Origin of the sequence: Pantoea rwandensis, assembly GCF_002095475.1 — a bacterium.
Taxonomy (GTDB): domain Bacteria; phylum Pseudomonadota; class Gammaproteobacteria; order Enterobacterales; family Enterobacteriaceae; genus Pantoea; species Pantoea rwandensis.
Window position 1 is genome coordinate 1 of record NZ_MLFR01000020.1, and the last position, 25083, is coordinate 25083.

Annotated in this window: 21 protein-coding genes and 1 pseudogene; 5 read left to right on the forward strand and 17 right to left on the reverse strand. The window is 53.1% G+C overall.

Translation table 11 applies throughout. From position 1 onward, the window contains the following. From HA51_RS17515 to HA51_RS17535, 5 genes are all read right to left on the reverse strand, one after another. The coding region (locus HA51_RS17515) for a CSS-motif domain-containing protein (protein WP_211282960.1) at positions 1-689 on the reverse strand (689 nt) is incomplete at its 3' end. A gap of 305 nt (positions 690-994) precedes the next feature. Next, on the reverse strand, positions 995-2041 hold the full coding sequence (locus HA51_RS17520; RefSeq protein WP_084935886.1) for an AI-2E family transporter: 1047 nt from the start codon (positions 2039-2041) through the stop codon (positions 995-997). Positions 2042-2296: 255 nt separating this feature from the next. Beyond that, a complete protein-coding gene (locus HA51_RS17525; RefSeq protein ID WP_245840236.1) occupies positions 2297-3949 on the reverse strand; it encodes an ABC transporter permease in 1653 nt (550 codons plus the stop codon). Continuing rightward, a complete protein-coding gene (locus tag HA51_RS17530) occupies positions 3950-4921 on the reverse strand; it encodes an ABC transporter substrate-binding protein (RefSeq protein WP_211282961.1) in 972 nt (323 codons plus the stop codon). Continuing rightward, positions 4899-5609 (reverse strand): ABC transporter ATP-binding protein, encoded by a 711-nt coding sequence (locus HA51_RS17535; RefSeq protein ID WP_084935888.1) that lies wholly within the window; start codon positions 5607-5609, stop codon positions 4899-4901. Before HA51_RS17535 ends, HA51_RS17530 begins: the two co-directional genes overlap by 23 nt. A gap of 355 nt (positions 5610-5964) precedes the next feature. Here HA51_RS17535 and HA51_RS17540 point away from each other — a divergent pair, with 355 nt between their 5' ends. Further along, positions 5965-7188: an MFS transporter gene (locus tag HA51_RS17540; RefSeq protein ID WP_084935889.1), complete on the forward strand. Its 1224-nt coding sequence runs from the start codon at positions 5965-5967 to the stop codon at positions 7186-7188. 216 nt (positions 7189-7404) lie between these two features. Here HA51_RS17540 and HA51_RS17545 read toward each other — a convergent pair whose 3' ends face one another. Continuing rightward, on the reverse strand, positions 7405-7887 hold the full coding sequence (locus tag HA51_RS17545; protein WP_084935890.1) for an Hcp family type VI secretion system effector: 483 nt from the start codon (positions 7885-7887) through the stop codon (positions 7405-7407). Between the two features lie 75 nt (positions 7888-7962). Here HA51_RS17545 and HA51_RS17550 point away from each other — a divergent pair, with 75 nt between their 5' ends. After that, on the forward strand, positions 7963-8757 hold the full coding sequence (locus HA51_RS17550; protein ID WP_084935891.1) for a DUF4225 domain-containing protein: 795 nt from the start codon (positions 7963-7965) through the stop codon (positions 8755-8757). On the opposite strand, the gene HA51_RS17555 is transcribed toward HA51_RS17550, so the two are convergent. The 3 genes from HA51_RS17555 to HA51_RS17565 form a co-directional block, all read right to left on the reverse strand. Then, positions 8744-9076, reverse strand: a complete 333-nt coding sequence (locus tag HA51_RS17555) for a hypothetical protein (RefSeq protein ID WP_084935892.1) — start codon at positions 9074-9076, stop codon at positions 8744-8746. The two genes, HA51_RS17550 and HA51_RS17555, sit on opposite strands and share 14 nt — an antisense overlap. Next, entirely contained in the window at positions 9073-9318 is a 246-nt protein-coding gene (locus tag HA51_RS17560) for a hypothetical protein (RefSeq protein ID WP_084935893.1), read from the reverse strand. The genes HA51_RS17555 and HA51_RS17560 overlap by 4 nt, the downstream gene beginning before the upstream one ends. A 177-nt stretch (positions 9319-9495) precedes the next feature. Beyond that, positions 9496-10311: a TIM barrel protein gene (locus HA51_RS17565; protein ID WP_084935894.1), complete on the reverse strand. Its 816-nt coding sequence runs from the start codon at positions 10309-10311 to the stop codon at positions 9496-9498. A 413-nt stretch (positions 10312-10724) separates the two neighbouring features. Here HA51_RS17565 and HA51_RS17570 point away from each other — a divergent pair, with 413 nt between their 5' ends. Together HA51_RS17570 and iolB are read left to right on the forward strand one after the other, a co-directional pair. Then, complete coding sequence (locus HA51_RS17570; protein ID WP_084935895.1) at positions 10725-12230, forward strand: CoA-acylating methylmalonate-semialdehyde dehydrogenase; 1506 nt, start codon at positions 10725-10727, stop codon at positions 12228-12230. A 25-nt stretch (positions 12231-12255) separates the two neighbouring features. Beyond that, positions 12256-13074 (forward strand): 5-deoxy-glucuronate isomerase, encoded by an 819-nt coding sequence (gene iolB, locus HA51_RS17575; protein ID WP_084935896.1) that lies wholly within the window; start codon positions 12256-12258, stop codon positions 13072-13074. A 54-nt stretch (positions 13075-13128) separates the two neighbouring features. Here the strand turns inward: iolB and HA51_RS17580 are convergent, their stop codons facing one another. From HA51_RS17580 to HA51_RS17600, 5 genes and pseudogenes are all read right to left on the reverse strand, one after another. Then, a complete protein-coding gene (locus tag HA51_RS17580; RefSeq protein ID WP_084935897.1) occupies positions 13129-15150 on the reverse strand; it encodes a CocE/NonD family hydrolase in 2022 nt (673 codons plus the stop codon). Next, positions 15147-16769: an ABC transporter ATP-binding protein gene (locus HA51_RS17585; RefSeq protein WP_084935898.1), complete on the reverse strand. Its 1623-nt coding sequence runs from the start codon at positions 16767-16769 to the stop codon at positions 15147-15149. The genes HA51_RS17580 and HA51_RS17585 overlap by 4 nt, the downstream gene beginning before the upstream one ends. Next, positions 16766-17596, reverse strand: a complete 831-nt coding sequence (locus tag HA51_RS17590; RefSeq protein ID WP_084935966.1) for an ABC transporter permease — start codon at positions 17594-17596, stop codon at positions 16766-16768. The genes HA51_RS17585 and HA51_RS17590 overlap by 4 nt, the downstream gene beginning before the upstream one ends. 3 nt (positions 17597-17599) lie before the next feature. Beyond that, positions 17600-18546, reverse strand: a pseudogene (locus HA51_RS17595) (ABC transporter permease). Continuing rightward, the gene (locus HA51_RS17600; protein WP_084935899.1) at positions 18546-20135 is read right to left on the reverse strand and encodes an ABC transporter substrate-binding protein; all 1590 of its coding nucleotides are present in this window, start codon (positions 20133-20135) and stop codon (positions 18546-18548) included. The pseudogene HA51_RS17595 and the gene HA51_RS17600 overlap by 1 nt, the downstream one beginning before the upstream one ends. 196 nt (positions 20136-20331) lie before the next feature. Between HA51_RS17600 and HA51_RS17605 the strand changes: the two genes are divergently transcribed. Beyond that, positions 20332-20613, forward strand: a complete 282-nt coding sequence (locus HA51_RS17605) for a CBU_0592 family membrane protein (RefSeq protein WP_084935900.1) — start codon at positions 20332-20334, stop codon at positions 20611-20613. A gap of 133 nt (positions 20614-20746) precedes the next feature. On the opposite strand, the gene HA51_RS17610 is transcribed toward HA51_RS17605, so the two are convergent. From HA51_RS17610 to HA51_RS17620, 3 genes are all read right to left on the reverse strand, one after another. Then, positions 20747-21658, reverse strand: a complete 912-nt coding sequence (locus HA51_RS17610; protein WP_084935901.1) for a LysR substrate-binding domain-containing protein — start codon at positions 21656-21658, stop codon at positions 20747-20749. Between the two features lie 90 nt (positions 21659-21748). Beyond that, positions 21749-22597, reverse strand: coding sequence for a MurR/RpiR family transcriptional regulator (locus HA51_RS17615; RefSeq protein WP_084935902.1), 849 nt, complete (start codon positions 22595-22597; stop codon positions 21749-21751). Positions 22598-22826: 229 nt separating this feature from the next. Next, positions 22827-24740 carry a bifunctional 5-dehydro-2-deoxygluconokinase/5-dehydro-2-deoxyphosphogluconate aldolase gene (locus tag HA51_RS17620; RefSeq protein WP_084935903.1) on the reverse strand — a complete coding sequence of 638 codons (1914 nt, stop codon included), beginning with the start codon at positions 24738-24740 and terminating at the stop codon, positions 22827-22829. Positions 24741-25083: the final 343 nt, after the last annotated feature.

The window sequence follows — 25083 nt, forward strand, 5'->3', positions numbered from 1 at the left end:
CCGGCCGGCACGGTGACATTGACGGTGATCGGATAGCGGCTCGATTCCGCTTGGTAAGATTCGCTCTTCAAGTACAGTTCAGGCTCGACGTCAGTCGGCCCACTGGCAATGACTGCACCGTCGCTAAATTGCAGACTCATCTGGTAACCGCGTGACTCGCCAATCGCGTGCATGAAGTCCATTAAGTACTGACCGTCGATCACTGCCCAAAAACCGGTGCTGTCGGGGAGTTGCCGCACAAACACGACGGCAGGACGATTGGGCACACCAGAGGTGCCACGCACAGAAATACTCCACCAAGCTTTGCCGGTGATAGGAGGCGGTTGCATCATCATTTCGGCCAGCGAGCCGTGGTTCAGACCATACGCAGAGGAGCAATCGATATTGTCGCCGCGCAGCGTGCCTATCGAGCGAAAGTAGGCATTAAGGGTGCCAGCGCGTTGCAACTGGTTTTCAATTTGTGAACAGGGTTGATAGTGGTACTGACGCAGCTGGGTGATCATATCCCAGGCGTTATCACTCATCTTTTCTGCCTGCGTCAGCAGGGTATTGGCGGTGGAAATCTGCTGCTGGCTCACCGTGTGGCGCGCTTCAATTGCCGTACAAAGGATGCCCAGTACCAGCGGTAATAACCCGGCACAGACAATTAACAGCCAGCCAAAATCGCGATTTCGTTTTTGCGGTGGCACCTGACTTTCCTCGGTCGGTTAAGCAGCAGATGATGGGCAGCCTGCGGCGTCAGCAGCATACCACTTCCAGGGGCCGTGCATGTTAGCGTTTTGATTTTCCTCCGAACTGATACAGGTCAATTAACGTCCTCGCTTTGCGTTTATTGACAATGATTTGCCGTTATTGGCACTTCCCGGCGGGAAAAGCGCTGTGCCACGATGTTAGGCAAGCATATTGACCTGAAATGAGGCGTGAAAATGAGCACGAAAACCCCTGAGGCTGCCTCGCTGCTGCAGCACATCAGGGAAGGAGGAAGGGGGTAGTTTTATCGCGGCCGCGATCCTGGTCGTCCAGTGCCGAGTAAGATGGCTAATCGACTGCCACCCGGCGTGGTCTCCATCAAAATCTTTGTCACGCTGGTGAGTGGGACGGACAGTAACATGCCAATTGGACCCAGCAGCCAGCCCCAGAAAATCAGTGAGAGAAACACCACCAGCGTAGAAAGTCCCAGTCCGCGCCCCATCAGTTTTGGCTCCAGCATATTGCCAAATACCATATGAATGACGCTAAACAGCGCGACGACAAACAGCGCATCGTAAGTGCCGTTTAACACCAACGCCTGAATAAACGGCGGGATGCCTGCAATAATCGGTCCGATGTTAGGGACAAAGTTGAGGATAAAGGCGACCACACCCCAGAAAAGTGCAAATTTCACGCCGATCAACGCCAGTACTAGCCAGACGGCCAAACCGGTGATCAGACTGACCAAGGTTTTAAGTGCCAGGTAGCGGGTAACACCTTTGAATGCCCGGTGCAGCCCCGCAATTCGAATTTGCGGATTGACCATCGCATTGCGCATTTTGTAGGGCAGATGGCGCACTTCAAACAGCATAAATACCACGGTGAGGATCAGCAGCAGCACGTTGGTCATGGCACCGGAAAATTGCTTCAGCAAGGTGGTTGCCATATCCATCATCACATTAGGATCGAGCCGTGCTGCCAGCGCTTCGGTGGAAATATTGATATGAAAGCGGGCGGCAAAATGCTGAACAACAGAGAGTTTTTGTTCCAGCATGGTACGAATTTGCGGATAGGTATCGCTGAAGTCACTGGCCGAACTCGCCATTACGCCAATCAACAGCAGAATGACGATGAAAATGACGCTGATCACCAAGGTAATGGCCAGGGTGCGCCGAACGCCACGTCGCATCAGCAGAGTCACTAGCGGGTTGAGTACAATCGCCAGGAAACTGGCGAGCAGAAAGGGCACCAGAATTTCCGACGCGGCGCGGATGCCCGCCAGAATAATCACCAGCATCGCCATTTTGACCAGCATATTCTGGCCAATTTTTTCCTGTGGCAGATTGTTCATTCCCTCTCCTGAGTCATTAATGGCTCAGAAGAGTGTAGCTGAATGAAAGTAAGTGATTGTTTGTTTAGGATTAAGCGAAACGTCGCGTGGCGTGCGTCGGTAAGGGATTCATCAATGCGTCATTGAACCCGGTGCGGTTTGTCACCACGTACGCAAAAATGCGTCATTGAATTACGTGCGGTTTATAGCCAGGTACGCATAAATGCGTACCCTACAATGGTGTTGGGTGGTCGCCATTGATGGCGACCCATGGCGTTACTGACCTTGACGCCGTACCAGCACCGTAGCACCCAGCATCAAGGTCAGGCTGGCGAAGAGCGTGACAGTTGCCATCGCCATGCCTTGTCCCACTGAACCTTGTTCGAACTGACGCCAGATAAAGATCGCCACCGTCTGCGTGCCTGCGGGTGCCAGCAGCAGTGAGGTCACCAGTTCGCGCGAGGCCACAGCAAATACCATCATCATCGCGGCTATCAGGCTTGGTGCCACTAAAGGCAGCACGATTAAACGCAGAGCCTGCAAGCGTGAAGCGCCATGGACGCGCGCGGCGGGTTCAAGGGTAGGAGCCAACTGACGCAATGCGCTACTGACATAGCGCACCGGCCAGGGAAGCAGCAGACAGCTATAGGAAAGCAGTAGGATAAACATCGTGTTATAGGGGGAAGCCGGCCAGAAGCCGCGATTCCATAGCAGAATTAAACCGACACCCACCACCACACCCGGCATCGCTGCAGGCAGCAAAGCCAATCCATCCATCATTGCCAGCAAACGGGTTTTGCCCTCTGACACGCGCCAGGCAATCAGGAATCCTAGCAGGCCCGTTAACAATGCCGCCCCGAGCGCCAGCCCGATGCTGGTGGAAAAAGCGGCCAGCGCGTCACCCTGTTGACTAAACAGTGCGCCGAAGTGGCGCAACGTCAGGTTATCCAAATGCACGCCGCCGGAAAGGGTATTGAGCAGCCCACTCAGCGTCATGGCTCCCAGTGGCAGAATTACCGCCAACAGTACCGTCAAAGCGAAGGGTAATAGCATCAGCGGCAACCAGCGACCAGCAGTGGCGAGTTCCTGCACCACCGGTTTTCCGTTCACCGCCGTCACGTCGCTGCTGCCGGTCAGTTTTCGTTGCAGGAACCAGGCCGTCAGCGCCACCAGGCTTAACATTAAGGAAAGCGAGGCTGCACCCGGTAAGTCGATGGGCCAGTCTGCCAGTTTGGTTTCGATACCGACGGTCATCAGGGTTAGATGTGCCTGGGCGCCAAGTGCGGCTGGCACGCCGTACTCTTCGATAGCCAGCGTAAAGGCCAGCAATACACCCCCCGCCAATGCGGGTAGCGTGAGCGGAAAGGTCACCTGGGCAAAGGCACGCCATGCTGAGGCACCATGCACCCTGGCCACCCAAGCGAGGCGTTGACCGCTGGCCATTAGCGATCGCGATACCGCAAAGTAGACCACCGGGAAGATATTCAACGTCATCACCAGCGTCATGCCGGTACTGCTGAACAGCAGGCTGTCAAAGTTGATCCCCGTGAGTTGTTCAACATAGCCGTTGCGTTGCAGCGCCAGCGTCCAGGAGAGCGCCACGATATAGGGGGGCGTCAGGAAGGGGATCAGGAACAGCAGATCCCATAGCGCCGCACCCGGCAGACGAAACAGGCCGCGCAGTGCGCCGAGCGGTAAGCCCAGCAACAAACTGCATAACGCCACACCGCCCCCGATTTTAAGCGTGCCCAGCCACATGGGCACCAGTTGTGGGTCTTCAAACAGCGCCGGTAGCGCGCTAAAGGCTCCACTCAGGTTACCCTCGCTGAACTGCGGAAACAGCGCCTGCAGCACAATAAACAGCAGCGGCAGCGCCACCAACAGCGTCAGCGCCAGTAGAATTAATCCATTCAGGGCACGCGACATCATTTACTGTCCGAACAAGGTGCCAAAACGCTTAAGCACCGCCGAACGCTCGCTGCTGCCATCGCTATTGGCGGGCAGCAGTTTGATCTCAGTGAACAGCGGACGCTGCGCTTTGATATCACTACGGGCAGGCATCAACCAAGCCTTAGCAACCTGCTCTTGGCCTTCATCCGACAGCACGTAATCGACGAACTTCTTCGCATCATCGGCATGCTGGCTGCTTTTCAGAATCATCATCGGACGCGGTGCGACCACGGTGCCGTTCTCAGGGAAGATCACTTTCACGCTCTCGCCCTGGGCAATGTTGTTATAGGTGACGTAATCCACCGCACCAAACACGGCGGCTTTAGCCCCCTGCAGGACAGGGGTGACCGCTTGGGCATTCGGTCCACTCATCACCATGCCGTTGGCTTTCAACTGGTCAAACAGCTGCCAGGCTTTTTCGCCTTCGCTGTTTTGCAGGCCAATCAGCAGGTCGAGTGAAGCGCCCGACAATGCGGGATCAGGCGTTGTCACTTTGTCTTTAAACGCGGGCGCGGTCAGATCCTGCCAGGTTTTGGGTTCCGGCGTGCCGCTTTTGGTGTTCCACACAATGCCGAGTGCGGAAATGCCCTGTGCGACATAGTTCGCGGTTTTGAATTGATCCGGTACTTTCGCTGCGTTGACGCTTTCATACGGCAACAGCCAGCCACGATGTTGTAAATCTTCGGCGGTATCCCATGAGGCGGAGATCAACACATCGGCTTGTGGATTGGCCTGTTCCGCCTCCAGACGTGCCATCACTTTGCCGGTTGTGGCCTGGAAGATATTCACTTTAATCCCGGTTTGTTTTTCAAATCCGGCGGCAAGACTTTTCGACAGCGATCCCGGACCGGCGGTATACACCGTCAGCGCCTGGGCATCGTTCATCATCATGGCGGAAGTCAAAATCATCGCGCTGATGGCTCCTGTTTTAACTGACTTGAGAGATGGCATTGCGGTCCCCTGAGAGGTGAGTAACGGAAACAATCTGGCCCTGTGCCAGGTGAATAATGCGGTCGGCGAGCGTGTTGGCTTCCTCGCGGTCATGCGTGACATAAACAGCGGTGATGCCCGCGCCGCGCAGCAGATCGGCCATGGTGTGCACCAGGGTTTCACGCAGATCGCGGTCAAGGTTGGAGAGCGGTTCGTCGAACAACAAAATCGCGGGCTTGGCGACCAGCGCACGGGCAAGGGCAACACGTTGCTGCTGTCCGCCGGATAACAGCGCGGGTTTGCGATCGCCAAAATCAGCAAGGCCAACCTGCGCCAGCGCGGCATCGGCTTGTTCACGGGCAGCGGTTTTTTTCATGCCACGCATGCGCAGTGGAAACGCCACGTTCTGCGCTACGGTCATGTGCGGCCACAGGGCGTAATCTTGGAACACCATACCGAGGTTGCGCATTTCAGGCGCATCGCAGTGGCGCGCGGAGGCAACGCAGCGGTCACCGATCCACAACTCGCCCTCGGAGGGTTGCAGCAGGCCCGCTAACAATTTCAATAGCGTGCTTTTGCCGCAGCCGCTTGGGCCGAGCAGGGCAAGGATTTCACCTGCGGGGATGGTCAGGGAAAGATTGTGCAGAATCGTCAGATTGTTTACTGACCATCTGAGATTTTTTAGTTCGATAGGCACGGCATGCGTCATTGGCCACCTCCCAACAAGGAGTGGCGCTGTGGCACGCGCGCCTGACAGCAAATCAGGAGCATCATAAATTTTCCTTAATACCCAAAATAATTCGGGTTGTAGCAAGGCGGCAAGCGTGTGAATCCCCCGGAGCTGACTGAAGTCAGTGACTGGTGGGAGCACGCGCAGCCAACGCTGCTACGGCACGAAGTATGCCGGGTATATCCTCTTTGGGATTTAATGGGCGCGAGTGTAAGTGGGCGATATGACGAAATGATGACCATAAATTAGGGCGATCTGCAGATGCACGGTGTATGAAAAGGCGTATAGTTAGTCTTCTAACTAAAAATTCAGTCACCCACGAGCGCAATTACTCATGCCTGACCAGCCTGCCGCCGCACCTGAACACGGCCGACTTCGCCTTAATCTCCTGATCCTTTCTATCGTTAAGTTCAACTTCGCCAGTTATCTGACGATTGGCCTGCCGTTGGCGGTGCTGCCTGGCTTTGTCCATGATGGGCTGGGCTATAGCGCCTTCTGGGCCGGCGTGGTGATCAGCCTGCAGTACATCGCCACGCTGTTGAGCCGCCCGCACGCAGGTCGCTATGCAGATTTGTGGGGGCCGAAAAAAGTGGTGGTGCTCGGGTTGGTGGGCTGTTTGATCAGTGGCATCTGCATTTTGTTGTCGGCGCTTACCGAAGGGCAGGGGGTGCTGAGCCTGATCTTACTTTGTTTGGGTCGCATGATATTGGGCGTGGGGCAAAGCTTCTCAGGCACCGGCACCTCGCTGTGGGGAGTGGCGCGTGTGGGATCGCTCCATATTGGCCGTGTGATTTCATGGAATGGCATCGTCACCTACGGAGCGATGGCCATTGGTGCACCGCTCGGCGTGGTAATTTTCCGCAGCGGCGGCTTGCTGCTGCTTTCTGGCATCATTATCGCCATCTGTGTGTTGGCGATTGCGTTGGCGCTGCCGCGTGCGCCGGTGAAAGGCAGCAAAGCCAAACCGCTACCGTTCCGCGATGTGCTGGGCAAAATCTACGGTTTTGGGTTGATTCTGGCGATGGGTTCCGCGGGCTTTGGGGTGATCGCAACCTTTATCACCCTGTTCTATCAGGATAAAGGATGGGATGGTGCGGCCTTTGCCCTGACGATGTTCAGTGCGGCGTTTGTGGGCACGCGGCTGCTGTTCCCCAATGCCATCAATAAGCTCGGCGGGCTGCAGGTCGCCAGCATCTGTTTTGCCGTGGAAGCAGTGGGGCTGTTTCTGGTGGCGGGATCGTTCGACCCGTGGATGGCAAAAATGGGCGCATTTCTTACCGGTGCTGGGTTCTCACTGGTGTTCCCGGCGATTGGTGTGGTGGCAGTAAAAGTGGTGCCGCAGCAGAATCAGGGAAGCGCGCTGGCAACCTATACCGCCTTTATGGATCTGTCTCTCGGCATTACCGGACCGATTGCGGGCTTTATTATGAGTTACGCTGGCGTGTCGTTGGTGTATCTGCTGACCGCGTTGCTGGTGTGCTTAGCGCTGTTCTGCACCCTGAGAATGATCAAGCGTATGCCCGAAGAGGCGGGTGTTGAAATTAAAGAGAATGCGTAGCCGTATGGATTGAAGGGGCGATGTTCTCGGCCTGGCTGCGTATCTCTGAAAGAACATGGGTTATGTTGCTAGGTGGTCTGTTGGATCGATACCGCTCACTGAAGCACAACATTAAGTCTTTATGCTGATGCATATGAATGTGCCCCTACGAAAACCACGCACAATCGTCGTAGGGGGGCTATTTATGGCAACCGGTAGGCGCTAAGCCTAGAGGTATCAGGCCTCTTTGTTTTCTTTGATATTCCATCCAGACTGCGATTCTGCCCCTTTCCCACCATTGGCCGACTGCTCCCAATACTGGTTTTTAACTTTTGCAGCCTGGAATTGATAGCTGATGCCAATAAGGTCGCGCTGTGTCGCTCCGTGAAAAATGACATTGGTGATTAACACGTCTTCAAGGGTGATGCGACAGTATTCGATCTGGCTCCCGCCCGCTTTGCAAACGGAGACCTCAAGTTTGCTCACGTGTTTACCGTTAGAGAGATAACGCATAATTGCCGGTGTTGCTTTATCAATACTGGCCTGCACGGTGAGATCTCGATACTGAACTTTACCGGCCCCCCCACCGCCACCAACGCCCATGTTACCCGGTTGCATGGCACCCCAAGTGAAGGAATCCACATTTATCCAACCTTGATGGTTCGCATCTTGTGATTCACCGGTAATTCCTTCAATCCTTAAAAAAATATCTGTGCTCATAGAGTAATCCTTTCCGTTTTATAAGATATCTGATTTAATTCCTTTAATTTCCTGTTCACCTATAGAGGTAATGTTATGGATAACTACTGGGATAATAAAAAATTATCCGGTTATTTCCTCACGATGGCAAATCTGGAAGCGCAGCAGTTATACAACAAAGCGAATGAAGTGTCATTAATTCATCTGAGAAATGGATTCACGCAAATGAATTTTATGGATGATGTGAAGAAATTTATCGATCATCAGTTAAAAACTATTCGTTCAGCTAATTCGGAAGTTATTTGTCAGGAATGTCTGACAAACTTACAGAAAGAGCATAAAAATATTTCCATTCAGGATCAGATGCTGCGTTCTGGTCAGGCTGCACTTCATGCATTGGTGCAATTTATTAACAGTGATGGAGTTTGGCACTGGATTATTAACGGTGTAGGGGTTGTGCTTGGGAGCCTGCAGGTCATCGCGGGTATTGGTGTTATTGAGGTTTCTTTAGCAACGGGCATGGTATTCGGTGTGGGTTTTGGTGCGTTGCTGGTAGCCCATGGGGCAAATAGTATTCAGGAATCAATATTGAATTTATATGAAGGTGTTGATGACAGTAAGGGGTTTATGAAAAAAACCTATATAGCTGGTGCTGAATTCTTTGGTTTTGATCAGAGAGCAGGTGAGCTGGCATATAGTGTAATGGACTTAGGATTATCAGCTTATGGCATGGGGCGACTCATCATTAAACCAGAAATCTGGCGCCTTTTCAGGTACCTACCAACCGACTATGTTCGAGGAGTCAAAGAAATGAGCCGGTTTGACCTGGGTGTCGAAATCTATAACGATTCGATGGCTATAAAATCATTTTTCAATACTACGGATGACTGATTTTTTGATTTTTCCTTCTATACCTGAAAGATTTAAAGCTTAGTTTTACAGCACCAAATAAATAGATCAGTGGGAGTACGAATATCATCGTTATCGAGAAGGATAAAATTGATTTATCGTCTCCCGAAATGATGATGTATAGCCATACTCCCATTAAGAAAACGATGATTCCCACCATAACGATGAACTGAGAGTGTAGGGCTTTTATGAGAGCCGGGTAAGTTATCCCATACTCGCTAAGCCTCTTTCTCATTGCAGCCAGATCCTTCCCGGTAAATCCACTCTTGACGAGTTCTTCCTCAATCTTGACGCTGTTCATTTTTCATTATCTCCAGACTGGGAAAGTTTGCGAATTTTCGGCGTCATTGAAAGCCCGTAACCCATACACCCTAATGCGAGAAGCGACTGAAAAACAGAAATAGTCGAGTTTGGATCAGTGACGATATTTAGTAATACTTGTGCTCCAACAGCAAAGCCGCCAATGATGCTCCACCGGCGCATTTTTATCATATTGTGCAAAACCTTATCCTTGTCTGCAGGCTTCTGCTTATCCTTTTTCATGACAATCCTTTGTTTGAATAAACGATAACGAGTGATTCTAGAGGCGGGATAATTGGCTGGCAATGCTTTGTGGGGAAATTAACCGGTGTCTGGCCCACAAAAGAAATAAAAAAAGGCCTCCGACCGAGGCCAACACTAACAAAAGTGTCTTGTTTTAGACACAGATAAGGGTTCGTTTCAGGCCTGCAGCAACTCAATGCTGCGGCGAATTTCGCGTTCAATCTCTTTTGCGCCCCATTTCTCCAATTCGGAGGAGAAGGGCTCAAATGCATAGATGCCTTTATAGCCGAGCATTTCGAGGCGCTTCACCTGCGCTACGCTGTTCAGCACATCGCTGTCGCTCAACATAATGCGTTCTTCATCGGTCAGCTGCTCGGTTGGGCGGGTATCCTCCACGCCAGAAAGATGCACTAAACCAATCTGGTTAACGTCAATCTCCTGCGGGAACTCCTGTTCAGCGTTCTCATATAAATGATGATGGAAAGTATCCAACAGCAGCTTAAATGGCACGCCCGCCTGCTTGATCAGTTTCTGCGTTTGCACCGCTGAACGCAGTGAGCTCACCGGGAAGCCGAGCGGTTCCACATAACCCTGAATACCATACTCAGCAAACAACGGTGCCAGCTTTTGCATCGCTGCCAACGTCTGTTCTGGCGCAATCGCAATGCCTTCATTGAGTGGGCACATCACCAGCGCCTTCGCGCCGATCGCTTTGGCTTCTTTCAGCAGCGCCTCGGCTTTCGCCAGCAATGCATCATCCGCACGGTTAAACGGGTAGAGCGCGTTAATGGTCTCTATTTCAATGTGGTACTTATCGGTTAATGCCCGGAGCTGCGTCACGCTCAGATCATCGGTTACCTTGCCACTCGACATATCGTTGCGCAGCTCAACTTTGCTCAATCCCAAGCGTTGTACCAGCTGGAAGAACGCTTCAATAGAGAGCGCAGGCGCAATTTTACGGTTGATACAGAAACGGGTTGGATCGATGGCCATGTGCGGCTCCTGTAATAGTATGCGGGTAAGATGCTGCAAAGAGAACATTTATTTCATTGATAGTGAATTATGAAATGCAGGATATTGGATCTCACTCGCAAAAATTTCATATTTCGTTTCGCGTAACATCATGTAAGCGTGCTCTCAGTGAGTGTAGGGGGGTCACATAAGGTTAAGATGCAGTGTGAATAATCGAGCTTGAACGCCCGTAGAGCGAGGGTTACACCCGTATTAGGTCGAAAAGAAGAAAAATGCGATCCATGCCGCTAAAAGTAAATTTTCCAAAAAGAAGTATTTGAAAAATTTATTTCATTGTAATAGCTTCATAGCACGCTTTTCGTATTGCCTGATCAGGTGGTGTTGCAGTGTCAACCGACTGCCTGCAGGGAACTTCACATCAAAGAGGCAACGACATGACTATCGTAGGAAACTTTATCGGCGGCAAGATTACCCACAGCGCCAGCAATGAAACCATTCCGGTATACGATCCGGCCACCGGCAAAGTAGCGCGCGAACTGACTCAGAGCACCTCAGCTGAAGTCGAAAAAGCGATTGAAATCGCCCATGCCGCATTCCCAGAGTGGTCAAAAACAGCACCGCTGCGTCGTGCCCGCGTGATGTTCAACTTCAAAGCACTGATGGAAAAGCACCGCGAAGAGCTGGCTGCGCTGATCGTGTCTGAGCACGGCAAAGTGTGGTCAGATGCCTTAGGTGAACTGACGCGCGGTATTGAAGTGATCGAGTATGCCTGCGGTATTCCGCACCTGATTAAAGGTGAAAACTCCCCAACCGTCGGAACAGGCGTTGACAGCTACTCGCTGATGCAGCCAGTGGGCGTGGTCGCCGGTATTACCCCATTCAACTTCCCAGCGATGGTGCCATTGTGGATGTTCCCAATCGCGCTGGCGTGCGGTAACACCTTTATCCTCAAGCCACCGGCGCTGGACCCATCAGCCTCAGTACGTATGGCTGAGCTGCTGAAAGAAGCGGGCCTGCCAGATGGCGTATTCAACGTGGTGCACTCGTCTAACGAAGATGCCGAGCAGCTGTACAAAGATCCGCGCATTGCAGCGGTGAGCTTCGTCGGTTCTTCCGGCGTGGCAGAACATATCTACAAAACCGCCAGCGCCCATGGCAAACGTGTTCAGGCATTTGGTGCGGCGAAAAACCACGCCATCGTAATGCCGGATGCCGATCTGGATGCCACCGTGAATGCCATCATGGGCGGCGCGTTTGGTTCTGCCGGTGAGCGTTGCATGGCGCTGCCAGTGGTGGTCGCTGTGGGGAACGACACCGCAGATAAACTGATTGCGCGTCTGACGCCGCTGATCAAAGCGCTACGCGTTGGCCCTGGCATCCAGAAAGGTGCTGAAGAGAACGAAATGGGGCCGGTGGTTTCTGCCGCGCATCAGAAAAAAGTACTGGGCTACATCGACCAAGGTGAAGCCGAGGGCGCGAAACTGGTGGTGGATGGCCGTGGCGTGAAAGTTGCGGGTCATGAAGAAGGTTACTACGTCGGTGGCACGCTGTTTGATAACGTCACTCCAGACATGGTGATTTGGCGTGAAGAGATCTTTGGACCGGTGCTGAGCATCATGCGTTCAACCGATTTCGACAGTGCGCTGAAGCTGGTGAACAGCCATGAATTCGGCAACGGCAGCGCCATCTTTACCAGCAACGGCCACACCGCACGTGAGTTTGTGCAGAACGTCGAAGCGGGCATGGTAGGCGTTAACGTACCGGTGCCAGTCCCTATGGCGTTCCACAGCTTCGGTGGCTGGAAACGTTCGGTGTTTGGTGCGCTGAATGTTCACGGTCCAGATGGCGTACGTTTCTACACCCGTATGAAAACTGCCACAGTGCGTTGGCCGAGCGGTCAGCAGACGGTGTCTGAGTTCAGCATGCCAACACTGGGCTAATCTCGCTCAAACAAGGAGATCGATGATGTCTTTGATTTCGAAAGCGCAACAGCCAGACAGCAATGGCCGTATCCAGCACGTTACGCCAGAAAGCGCGGGCTGGGAGTACGTGGGTTTTGATGCCTATCTGCTGAAGAAAGGTCAGAGCCTGAAGCTCAGCAGCGGCGACAAAGAGCTGTGCCTGGTGCTGGTGGCAGGTTTTGCCTCGGTGAAAACACGCCATGCGGAGTTCCCGAACCTGGGCAAACGTCTGTCGCCATTTGAACGCATTCCGCCTTACTCGGTATATGTGCCGCACAACGATGAAGTGGAAGTGTATGCGGACAGCGATCTGGAGCTGGCAGTCTGTAATGCGCCGAGCAAAGGTAATCTGCCTGCGCGCCTGATTGCGCCGGAAGATGTGGGTGTTGAGCAGCGTGGTAAAGGACGCAACCAGCGTCTGGTGCATAACATTCTGCCAGACAACAAAGAAGCGGACAGCCTGCTGGTGGTGGAAGTGTATACCGACGAGGGCGCGACCAGTTCGTACCCGAGTCATAAGCATGACCAGAAAACTAGCCCGGACGAAACCTATCTGGAAGAGACTTATTATCACCGTTTCGATCCAGAACCGGGTTTCGCCATGCAGCGCGTTTATACCGACGACCGTTCACTCGACGAGTGCATGGCGCCGTATAACCGCGATGTGGTGACTGTACCGCGTGGCTACCATCCGGTGGCGACCATCGCAGGTTACGATAACTACTACCTGAACGTGATGGCAGGTCCAGTGCGTTTGTGGAAGTTTACCTGGGAAAAAGATCACGCCTGGGTGAACAGCGATAAATATCCGCGCAGTAAATAACCGGTAAAAAAGTAGAAGGGCAGCCAAATGGCTGCCCTTTTTTATCAACAAGGTTTAACGCGCGATACGTTGATCCCAGCGACGTTTGAACACGGATTCACCGTTGTGCTGAACATGCATTTCACCACTCACAATGAAATGAGTGAGATCGCTCCTCATCTCCAGCGTAATATCCGTCTCCGTCCACCAATCTTCGCGACCGATTTTCATCGACTGGGTCAATACATAGTGAGCTGACAGTGGGTCGTGGTTTTGCAGCGTCAACTGACGTCGCAGGCTATGGTCAACGGTGGTATCGATATCATCAAAGCGATACACGCCCTCACCGAATACGCCGCCCACGCCGTTGGTGATGCTCTGCCAGCTGTCGTTAACCACATCGTAATGCAATTCTCTGTCGACTCGGCCAGGAGAAAGTATTGTCAGTGGTGTATTCGCCGCGGTGGCCGGATGCGGATTCGGCCCGGCAATCGGCTCAACCTGTTTGCAAACGGGAAGCTGCAACGTTGCGCTTGCCAGGTTCACACTCAGCGTGGCGTGTTCGGCCATCGGCCAAATCATTGGCCAGAAGGTGGTGCCCAAGGAAATGCGCAGCCGATGTCCCGCAGCAAAGCGCCACGCGATGCCATCAAGCTGTACGGTAACCTGCACGCTCTCACCTGGCGTGAGCGGTACGCATTGTTCCTGTCCTTGCAAATGGCTGAGATTGATCCAGCCATGTGTCACGCGCGTTGACGCGCCATCGGGCGCCACATCGGATAGGCGAACGTACAGCATCGCGGCGGGTTTATCGCTGGACAACGTCACGTTGAATTGCGGGAAGCCATAGATGCTCAGACTCTCGCTGAGTGCCGGGCTGTCGAAGTTTTCGGTTAAGCCTTCATCCATACGCTGATCGCTTGGACTCTCCCCCAACACGCCCGCTCCCATCCACTCGCCTGCAAACAAGCCGTGATTTTGCAGCGTAGAGATCGACTGCCAATGATCTTGCGCCAGCGGAGTCTGTGTCATGACGGCGGGTTGCAGATGCCAGTGCTGAGCCTCTGTCACCTCATCGGTATCGCCGTCAATGGCGATCCATTCACCTACGGCCTGAGGACGTTGTGAGTTGGGGCGTTGACTGTCGTTCAGCCAGGCCTGAATGCGTGGTCCTGCCAACACATCGTTATCATCTTGTTTTAACCAACGGTCCCACCATTGCACCGCTTCTTGCAAGAAACCTATCGCAGGTTCAGGCGTGCCATCTTGCGGATAGATGTGTGCCCACGGACCGATGATCGCTTTGCGCGGCACATCAAGATGGTCCATCAGGCGGAAAATCGCATTACTGTAAGAGTCAGCCCAGCCGCCTACCGCCATCACGGGGCACTGAATTGCGGCCCAATCTTCTCCCACAGAACCGTGTTTCCAGTAAGCATCTTTCAGTGGATGTTCCATCCACAGGGCGGGGAAGAAGGGCATGTTCTCCAGGCGGTGCAGCCAATCCTGATACCATCCATCACCGACGAGTGCGGGATCTTGTGGGCGGCTCTGATAGGCCAGCATGATGCCTCCCCACCAGAGGTTGTCATTCAGCAAGCAGCCGCCTTTGTAATGAATATCGTCGTTGTAGCGGTCATCGGTGGAACAAACGGTGATGATCGCTTTCAAGGCAGGCGGGCGCCGAGCAGCCAATTGCAGGCAGTTGAAACCGCCCCAGGATTTACCCATCATACCAACCGCACCGCTACACCACGTCTGCTGGCTGATCCAGTCGATGACTTCTAATGCATCTTCCTGCTCTTGCAGCAGATACTCATCCGCTAGCAAGCCGTCAGACTCTCCACTGCCGCGCATATCAACACGCAGTACGGCATATCCCTGGCCAGCAAAGTAGCCATGCATGGGTTCATCACGCGTGCGGGTACCATCGCGTTTACGATAGGGAATGTATTCAAGGATCGCGGGAACCGCGTGCTGTGAGGCGGATAATGGCAGCCACATGCGGGCGGCTAATCGGGTGCCATCTTTCAGGGTGATCCACAAATGCTCTGTCACACTGACGTTGTGCGGAAATTGCGTTACCAAGGTTTTCATGAGGCTCCTGCCATCGCGTTTGACTGGCGCTGACCCAGTACCTCATCCAACCAGGATGGGCGCATCTCCGGAACGGAGGTCAGCAATTTTTCGGTGTAACTGTGCATTGGGGCGCTAAAGACTTGGGCGGTCGGGCCTTGTGCCACCACATTACCTTGGTACATCACCGCCACTTGCTGAGCGATCCGTTTCACTGTGCTGAGATCATGAGTGATGAACAGGTAAGAGAGTTTCAGTTGCTCCTGCAGGCGGCGTAACAGGTTCAGCACCTCTTCCGCGACCAGTGGATCGAGCGCAGACGTGGCTTCATCACAGATAATGAGGTCGGGTTGTGCAGCCAGTGCCCGTGCGATGCACACACGCTGTTTTTGCCCTCCGGACAATGCACCTGGATAGCGATCAATCAGGCTAAGCGGCAATTCGGTCAGACGTAGCAACTCCTCAACACGTGCCCGCACCTGGCGTTTATCCAGCCCAAAATAGAAGGCGATGGGCCGACCAATAGCTTCAAGAATGGTCTGGCGTGGGTTGAGGGCGACATCGGGTAACTGATAGATCATTTGAATGCGGCGCAGTGTTTCTTTGTCACGCTTTTGGTAGCGATTTGCCAGCGTTTGCGCACCAAAGGTCACTTGTCCTTGGGTATCATTCAGCAGACCGCATAACGCGCGCGCGAGCGTACTTTTTCCGCTGCCAGATTCACCAATGATGGCCAGCGTTTCCCCTTTGGCCAGACTCATTGAGACACCGTGCACGACCGTTTTACCGTTGTAACCGGTCGAAAGATTACGCAGCGTCAGGAGCTGGCCCTGTGGGGACGTCTCAGCATGAACAGCGGTGAGAGCGTGCGCGCGTTCAGACACCAGTTGCTGGGTGTAACTTTGCAGGGGATTTTGCAGAATATCCGCGGTTCGGGCGCACTCAACTTCACTACCTTGGCGTAAAACCATAATACGATCGGCGATCTGTGCGACCACGGCTAAATCATGGGTGATATACAGCGCCGCAGTATTGAATTCCCTCACCAGCTTACGCAGCATCACCAGCACTTCGATTTGCGTGGTCACATCCAGCGCCGTGGTGGGTTCATCCATCACCAGCAGGTTAGGCTTGCATGACATCGCCATAGCCGCCATCGCACGCTGCAGTTGACCACCAGAGAGTTGGTGTGGATAACGCTCACCAATGGTTTCGGGTTCTGGCAGATCAAGGGCGCGAAACAATGCGATGGCCCACTCTTTGGCTTCTGTGGCGGTCATCAATCCGTGGCGAATTGGGCCTTCACACACCTGTTTACCGATGGTGAGTGCGGGATTAAACGCGGCGGCTGCACTCTGCGCCACATAGGCGACGCGTCTACCACGGATTTCGCGTTTCTCTTTACTGGAGAGGGGAACGATATCCTGGCCTGCAATACGTACTTCTCCGCCAGCAATACGACATCCTGGACGCGCATAGCCCAGGGCTGCCAGACCAATGGTGGATTTTCCCGCACCTGACTCGCCAATTAAACCCAGTACTTCACCGGGCTGCAGGCTGAGGGAAATATCCTTCACCAGCGGCAGTCCTTGCTCAGTCTCAATACGCAAATTGCGCATCTCTAAAATAGGCTGTGTCATCCTTCATCTCCCAGGGAAAGGTTATTTCGCACCAGTAACCAATCCACTACCAGGTTGACGCCAATGGTGAGCAACGCAATGGCCGCAGCAGGATAGAGAGGAGCGAATTGGCCAAAGTTAATGGCTTGAGCGTTGTCACGCACCATGCTGCCCCAATCGGCCCACGGTGGCTGAATGCCCAGCCCCAGGAAACTTAATCCGGCAATAAACAAGAAGGTAAAGCAGAAACGCATGCCGAACTCCGCCAGTAAAGGCGGTATGGCGTTGGGCAAAATCTCTTTGCGGACGATCCAGGCTAAGCCTTCACCCCGTAAGCGAGCGGCTTCCACATACTCCTGGCAGACAATACCTTGGGCGACCAAACGCGCCAGGCGGTAAACCCGCGTGGCATCCAGCAGCGCAATCGTGCCGACTAAGACGGGAACGGAGGTGCCCAGAACCGACAACACGATTAATGCCAGAATCAGTACCGGAATAGACATCAGCGTATCGACGATGCGCGTCAACACCACATCGACCCAACGGCCGTAAATCGCCGCAGTGAAACCGGTGATGATGCCGATGACAAACGAAATCGCGGTGATTGCCAGTGCGATTGCAATGGTGGTCCGCGCACCAAACAGAATGCGCGACAGCATGTCACGCCCCAGGCTGTCAGTGCCCATTGGCATTGAGAACGAGGGGAGCATCCAGATATCGCCGACTTGGGCAGTCTCACTGTGTGGGGCTAACCAAGGGGCAAAAACGGCGGCGATCAAATTGACCGTAATGATGGCAAGGCCCAGCATCGCAGATAACGGAACCGCACGTATGTTGACTTTCTTCATCATTTATCTCGCATGTCGCAGTCGCGGATTGCACCAGATGGCCAGCAAGTCTGCGAGGGTATTGAGCAGGATATAGGTACCACCAAATAACAAGCCGCAGGCTGAACCACAGGAATATCGCGCTTGGTGACGGCATCGACCATCAGTTGTCCAATACCGGGATAGACGAAGACCACTTCGACCAGAATGACCCCCACAACCAGATAGGCGAGGTTGAAGGCGATAACATTGATGATGGGTGCCAGCGCATTGGGTAAAGCATGACCCAGTACGATTTGCCAGCGTGACAGTCCTTTTAACAGGGCTGTCTCAATATAGCTGCTGGACATCACTGCCCCCACGGATGCGCGAGTCATGCGCAGCATATGGGCCAGCACCACCAGAACTAACGTCAGCATCGGTAAGGTACACGCGTAGAGGCGTCCCAGAATGCCCGCATCCGGATCAACCAGCGCCAGGCTGGGGAACCACGCCAGGCGGATGGCGAAGAAGATCACCAATACATAGCCAACAAAGAACTCGGGTACGGAGATACTCATCAAGGTGAGAGAGTTCGCTAAACGATCAAACCATGAACCGCGCCACACGGCAGAAGCAATGCCCAGCATCACCGCAAGGGGGATAGCAATGATGGCAGCATACCCCGCCAGAAACAGCGTATTGGCTAAGCGCGGCAACAGCTCGGCACTAATGGGCTGGTTATTCGCCAGTGAGGTGCCTAAATCACCCTGTAATACGCCAGCCAGCCAATGCAGGTAGCGATAGATAGCGGGCTGGTCGAGTCCAAGCTGGCTGCGTAATGCCGCAATGGTTTCAGGCGTGCCATTCTGTCCAAGAATGGCACTGGCAACATCGCCGGGCAGCAATTCAGTGCCGATAAAAATCAGCACTGAAACCAGCCAGAGTGTTAAGAGCCCCAACAACAGGCGATGAACAATCTGCTTTTTCATTACGACTCCAGCCACACACGTTCAGCTAAGCGACCACCCATAAAGTTGAACAGCGGATGCGGTTTAACGCCGCCCACTTTTTTACTGGTTGCATCTAAGTAGTCGCCAAACAACGGAATCATTGCGCCGCCATCATCACTGGCAATGCTCTGCAGTTCGCCATAGATCTCAGCACGTTTTTGCTCATCCAGCAGTGAACGCGCCTGCAGTAAAAGGGCATCGAATTTTTCGTTCTTCCAGTGTGTGTCGTTCCATTTGGCGGTGGACTGCCACGCCGTGGAAAACATCTGATCTGCCGTGGGGCGGCCACCCCAGTAACCCATACTGAAGGGGGCTTTCATCCACACATCATCCCAGTAGCTGTCCGCAGGTTGGCGTTTAATACTGACCTGAATGCCTGCTGGAGCGGCCTGTCCCTGGAACAGAGCGGCGGCGTCCAGTGCGCCCGCAAAGGCTGCATCAGATGAGGAAAGCTCAACGGGCAGGGTGCTGATCCCGGCTTTGTTGAGATAAAATTTGGCTTTATCGGGATCGTAGGCACGTTGCGGCAGCGCTTTGTTGAAGAAGCGATCGGTTTTAGGAATCGGATGGTCGTTACCTAAGGTGCCGTATCCACGTAACACGGTTGTCAGCAGTTTTTCGCGATCTATTCCGTATTTGATCGCCATGCGCACATCGTTGTTATTGAACGGTGCAACGCGACAATCCATCAGGAAAGTAAAGTGCTGCCCGCCAGACGAACGAACGATGTTGAGGGCAGGGCTACGCTTCAGGAAATCGACGGTTTTAAAATCCACGCGGTTGATGGCATGCACCTGGCCGGAAATTAAGGCGTTAGTACGTGCAGTGGCATCATTGATCACCAGCACTTCGACAGCATCGACAAACGCACGATTCGGTTTCCAGTAGTTAGGATTGCGTTTGAAATAGGAGCGCACGCCCGGTTGGTACTGATCGAAAACAAAGCCACCGGTGCCAATCGGGTGCTTCCAGTCGGTAAAGCCATCAGGCACAACGACCAGATGATAATCCGCCAGCAGGAAAGGCAGGTCGGCATTGCCGCTATCCAGCACAATACTAATCTGATTATCGCCACTCTTTTTCAATTCTTTGATGCTGGCTAACTGGGTCTTAATCGCGCTGCGAGACTGGTCACCACGATGCAGATTAATGGAGTAGAGAATATCTTCAACGGTGAGTGTTTTACCGTTATGGAACGTTACGCCCTGGCGTACGTTGAAGGTCCATTCCTGCGCGCCGGGTTTGGCCTGCCAGCTCTCCAGTAATTCAGGTGTGGCTTGGTTATTTTCATCAATCTCCACCAAACCGTTCATCAGCATGTATGCCTGATTGAGTGGCACCCAGTCGCTGAACAGGGTCGGATCTAATGAATCGCTGGTGTTACCACCAGACATACCGAGCTTTAATACGCCCCCTTTTTTGGGCGTTGCTTCTGCGGCAAAACCAGAGAATGAGGAGAGCGATAACGCCGTGCCTGCACCGATCAGTGCCGCGGTATTGATAAATGAACGGCGGCTTACGTTCATGGCTTGCAGATATTTATTAGAATTTGAATGCTCGTCTTTCATTTATTTTATTCTCCGTTGAAATTCACCCTGTCTCACTATTCACAATCTAAAAGTCGCACAGTGATTTATGTTTTATATCAAAACCGATAAATTCTGATGTATGAATTTTGCGTATTAGACTATGCGAAAAACGCGCAGCAGAACACCCACAAAAGCGATAACGTGCCGATCATTAAGTCATGTTGGGAAAAAAGATGTGGAACTGCACACGGTCGTAGGTCTGATAGGCGTTGTCTGCTACTTGCTCGCTTATGCACTCATGCAGATGAGGAAGTTGGCAATTGATTCATATAGTTATGCTTGCCTTAATATTGCGGGAGGCATTTTCGGTTTGTATTCTCTCAGTCATGATTTTAATTTAGCAGCGGCTATTTCACAGACGATGTGGTTAATTTTTACGCTGGTGGGGATGCATGCTTCATATCGCAGGCGTGGTGCACTGAAAAATAAATTACCGCCGTTAGATACCCAGCAATAACGTGCGGGTTTGATCGGGTTTAAAATATTTTCTTTTTCGATGTTAAATATAAGAAAATGTTATGACGCGGTGGTGAGAATAATAACCTGCAATGTATTTCAATTAGGCGATATTCTGCTTTCAGCATGCGACGTTAAAAGTGCGTGGCTATAGTTTGTTGCTGCTGTAGCCAGCTCATGACATGTCGGATAATCGGCTTGATATAGCGGTCTTGTGGGGTAAGCAAAAAACATTTTCCATTGGCCGCCAGCTTTCCTGGGTGCGCGGGCACTAATTCCCCGTTATTGAGATGATCCTGTACCAACCCTTCCCAGCCGAGCAATATCCCGTCACCACGCAACGCGGCCTGAACTAAAAAAGGGTAGTTATTCGCCCGCCAGGTTTGTCGGGGGAGAAAATTCGACACCTCTTGCGAAGCAAACCAGTCACTCCAGCCTGTCCATTCACGCTGCGGATCATCCTGAATTAGCAAGGTATGTTGTTGTAATGCCTCTGCAGGTGCAGTGAAATCAAGCCGGGTCAGATAGTCGGGTGTGCACATGGGGTAGCAAATTTCGTCAAACAGCGGGACGGCGTGAAAACCGGGTGGGGATTCGCGGAGGTAAAAGATCGCCAAATCAAATTCTGAAGAACGCAGATCCGCAAAGCTGTCGGAAATTTTCATGCGAACCTGCAGGTCGGGAAGCTCTCGATGGAGATCCGAAAGACGAGAGGAGAGCCAAAGCGACCCCATCGCGCTGGTACAGGCTATCGTCACTTGGGGCAATCCATTCCAGCCCATCACTTCTGCCGTCGCATGCGACAAGGCTGCGAGTTGCTGCCTCACCAGGGTGGCATAAATTTCCCCTCTCGGGGTGAGCAATACGCGCCGCTGCGTGCGGGTAAAAAGCTTACAACCGAGCATCTCCTCCAGCTGAAGAATTTGTCTGCTGGTTGCGCTTTGCGTCAGATTGAGCTCCTCAGCAGCGCGCGAGATGTTGCCATAGCGGGCAACACATTCGAAAGCGATTAGCGTATTGAGCGGTGGTAGGGGTTCAATCTGCATCAATCCAGCCTCAAAACAGGAGAGAGCACCGCATCAGCGGTTGCCATCTCCACACACTAACGAGACTGCTTAGGGCTGGCAAGCGGCAACTTAAACCGCTTGTTCAGAAGTGGTATTCAGCGCCAAAGAGACCGCCAGCGTCTGTGCTAAACACAGAGACGCTACTTGTGAACGGAAACCATCAACCTGCGCTTCACGCACCACAAAACACACATCACTGAAGGCGGCCAGTGGGCTGACCTGGCTATCGGTGATGGCGATCAGATGTGCACCGCGCTTGGCACCCAGCTCAACCAGTTCTACCGCTTCACGGGCGTACGGTGAGTAACTGATGGCAATCACCACATCTTTTGGGTTCACCATGCTTAACTGCTCAGTGAACATGCCACCCAGGCCGTCGATCAGGAAGGCACGGCGCTCCAGATGGCGCAATGCGTACACCAGATAGGAGGCGACGCTAAATGAACGACGCAGACCTATGATGTAAATGTTCTCGGCTTCATCAAGCATTTTTACCGCTTTATTCAGCTGATCCGGGTTCGTCTGCATCGCCAGTTGTTGCAGTGCCTGGCTGTTGACCATGGTGAAGACGTTAAGGATTTCCACCGGGCTTTCCGGTGAGCTGGCACTGTCATCTGTGGCGGTTTGGCGGAACAGACGGGCGCGCTCGGTGTAGTTCACCGTTTCTTCCATCAGGTGCTGACGGAAAACCTGTTTCATTTCGTTGAAACCGCTGAAGCCAAACGCGTTGGCGAAGCGGATCAGCGTCGAAGGCGGCACATCGGCCTGCTGCGCGATGGAAGCCACGGTATCGAACGCAATGCTGTTACTGTTATCAAGAATATAACGAGCCACCTGCTTCAGGCGTTTACTCAGCGTCTCATAGCGACGACGGATATCGTCCTGTAACAAGGTTAATTGGGTTGGATTATTGGTCATGACTTCGGCCCGTCAAAAAAGAAAATATGGCTGGATAATGAGCGCTATAGTACCAGATGGATGGAAAATTTCATTTGTTTGACGCTATCGTGACGCTTATTTCATCGGTTTATGAAATGCCTCACAAAATAAGGTGGTTAACAGCGGAAGGGAAAGAGAACAGAGGCGGCTTTGTGGGCCGCCTCTGAACGGGCGCATCACATCGCGCCCGGATGAAGAAAATAACCTGTTAGCCGCGCGCTGCGCGCCAGTAGCCGATCAGTCGCAGATAGTTGCCTTTTACCGTCTCAATCAGCGCTTTGTCATCCAGCTCACCGTTGAGCCACTGACGCGAAGGCTGACCAAATATGGTACGGCCAACAGCAAAACCTTTCACCCAAGGTGCCTGTGCTGCGTCGGCGAAACCGGCTTTCAGTTTCTCTTCCGGTGCATCGAGGCCGAGCAACAGAATGCCGCGGCAGTGGGGATCGTTCTGTTCGATCAACCCGCTGATGGACTGCCAGCTCTCTGGTGACAGCGGTGGCAGCTTCCACCAGTCCGGCTGAATGCCCAGGCTGTAGAAGTGGCTCAGCATGTCGTAATAGTACGATTCGTTACGGTCTGGATTGCTTTCAGGCAGAATCAGCTCCAGCAGCAGTTCATGCCCGCTCTTGTTACAGCCGTTCCACACGTCGAGTACCAACTCATCCTGCTCTTTACGCAGTTCGGCGCTGTCGTGCGGATGGTAGAATACCAGGCACTTCACCACGTGCTCAGCCGGCCAGTCGATCAGTTGCGAACCGATGTTACCGTGCTCCAAGCGTAGAGGACGCGAACTTGGTAGCTCGATCGGGCGGCCAATCCACCAGTTTTTGCCGGTAATCGCGTTTAGCGCTTTCTGACCGTAAGTGGTATCCGCCAGAATGCCGCTCTTCTCATTCAAGCCGGCCTCGTTAGCGGCTTCTTGTGCGGCCTGCAACAACAGTACTTTCAGCTGTGGGATCAGGTCTTCGCTCACACCAGCTTCGCGCGCCATATCGGCCAACTGTTTACGATGGTCAAAGGCGAAGACGTTCAGCTCTGGCCACTGCTGCTTACGTGTGGTGACGCGATGCAGGTGGTTCAGTCGTGCATCCAGATCCGGACGTTTCACGTCTTTGTCACGGCTGAGGAAATCGTCCAACTCTTCTTTGGTTGGCATCGCGGGGGCGCAACCGTGGCGTGACACCACCAAAGCGCCACAGGCATTGGCGTAACGGCAAGCCTGCTCCCAGCTCTCATCATTCAACCAGCCACGCAGCAGGCCAGACATAAAGGCATCACCTGCGCCCAGCACGTTCAAGACTTCGACGCGCACGCCGGTTTGCAGCTTGGTTTGCTCCCAGCTATCCGGGATATCCCCTTCAAACACCACACAGCCCATTGGACCGCGTTTGCAGACCAGCGTGGCTTTGCTCGCCTGACGGACATTCTTCAGTGCGGTCAGCGTATCGGTGCTGCCACCGGCAATATGGAACTCTTCTTCCGTTCCTACCACTAAATCGAAATAGTGCAGCACTTCCTGCAGCTGTTTAGTGACTTCACCGGACTCAACAAAACGGGTTTCACCGTCGCCGAGCGAAGTCAGACCCCACAGCACGGGACGATAATCGATATCCAGTGCGGTGCGCAGACCATTACGTTTGGCGATATCCAGCGCTTTCAGCACCGCTGCTCGGGTTTGCGGATGCGAAAGATGCGTGCCGGTCACCGCGACAGCGCGAGAAGAAGTAATGAACTCTTCTTTAATGTCTTCCGGCACCAAGCCCATATCGGCACAGTTGTCGCGGTAGAAAATCAACGGGAAGGTGTCTTCATCTTTAATGCCAAGGATCACTAAACCGGTCAGACGGTTTTTATCGGTGATCAGGCCATCGGTGTTACAACCCACGCGTTGCAGTTCTTCACGCAGAAAACGGCCGTTGTGTTCATCCCCTACGCGCGCCAGCATGGCCGATTTCAGACCCTGAATGGCCGTACCGTATGCCACGTTGCCAGACGAACCGCCCAGATACTTGTTAAAGCTGGTCATATCTTCCAGGCGTGATCCGATTTGCTGACCGTAGAGGTCGACGGCGATGCGTCCAATACAAATCACATCAAGCCGCTTCTGTTGTGTACTCATACCTATTGTTTCCTTCTGTGATAAGCAGACACTGCGGGCGACGCCGCCCTACATCGAGCGCTATGCTTCCGGGTTCTCAAGGTGCCTGATTGGCTTTGGAGGCAGTATGAGGAATAAAAATTCCAAATACAATATGAAATGAAACATCCATCGCGATTTTGTGAGCCAGGTAAAACTCTGACTTAGGCGGGATTACGGTATGCCTTTAAGCATGAGTTTCGCGGATGCTCTGGCTTGTGAGCCAGGTCGCAGGAAAATCCGCAGAAATAAAGGAAGCTACTGAAGTGAAATGAAATTTCGTTATCATCCTTAAATGACAATTTGCTGTTCCACTTCCCCCCTT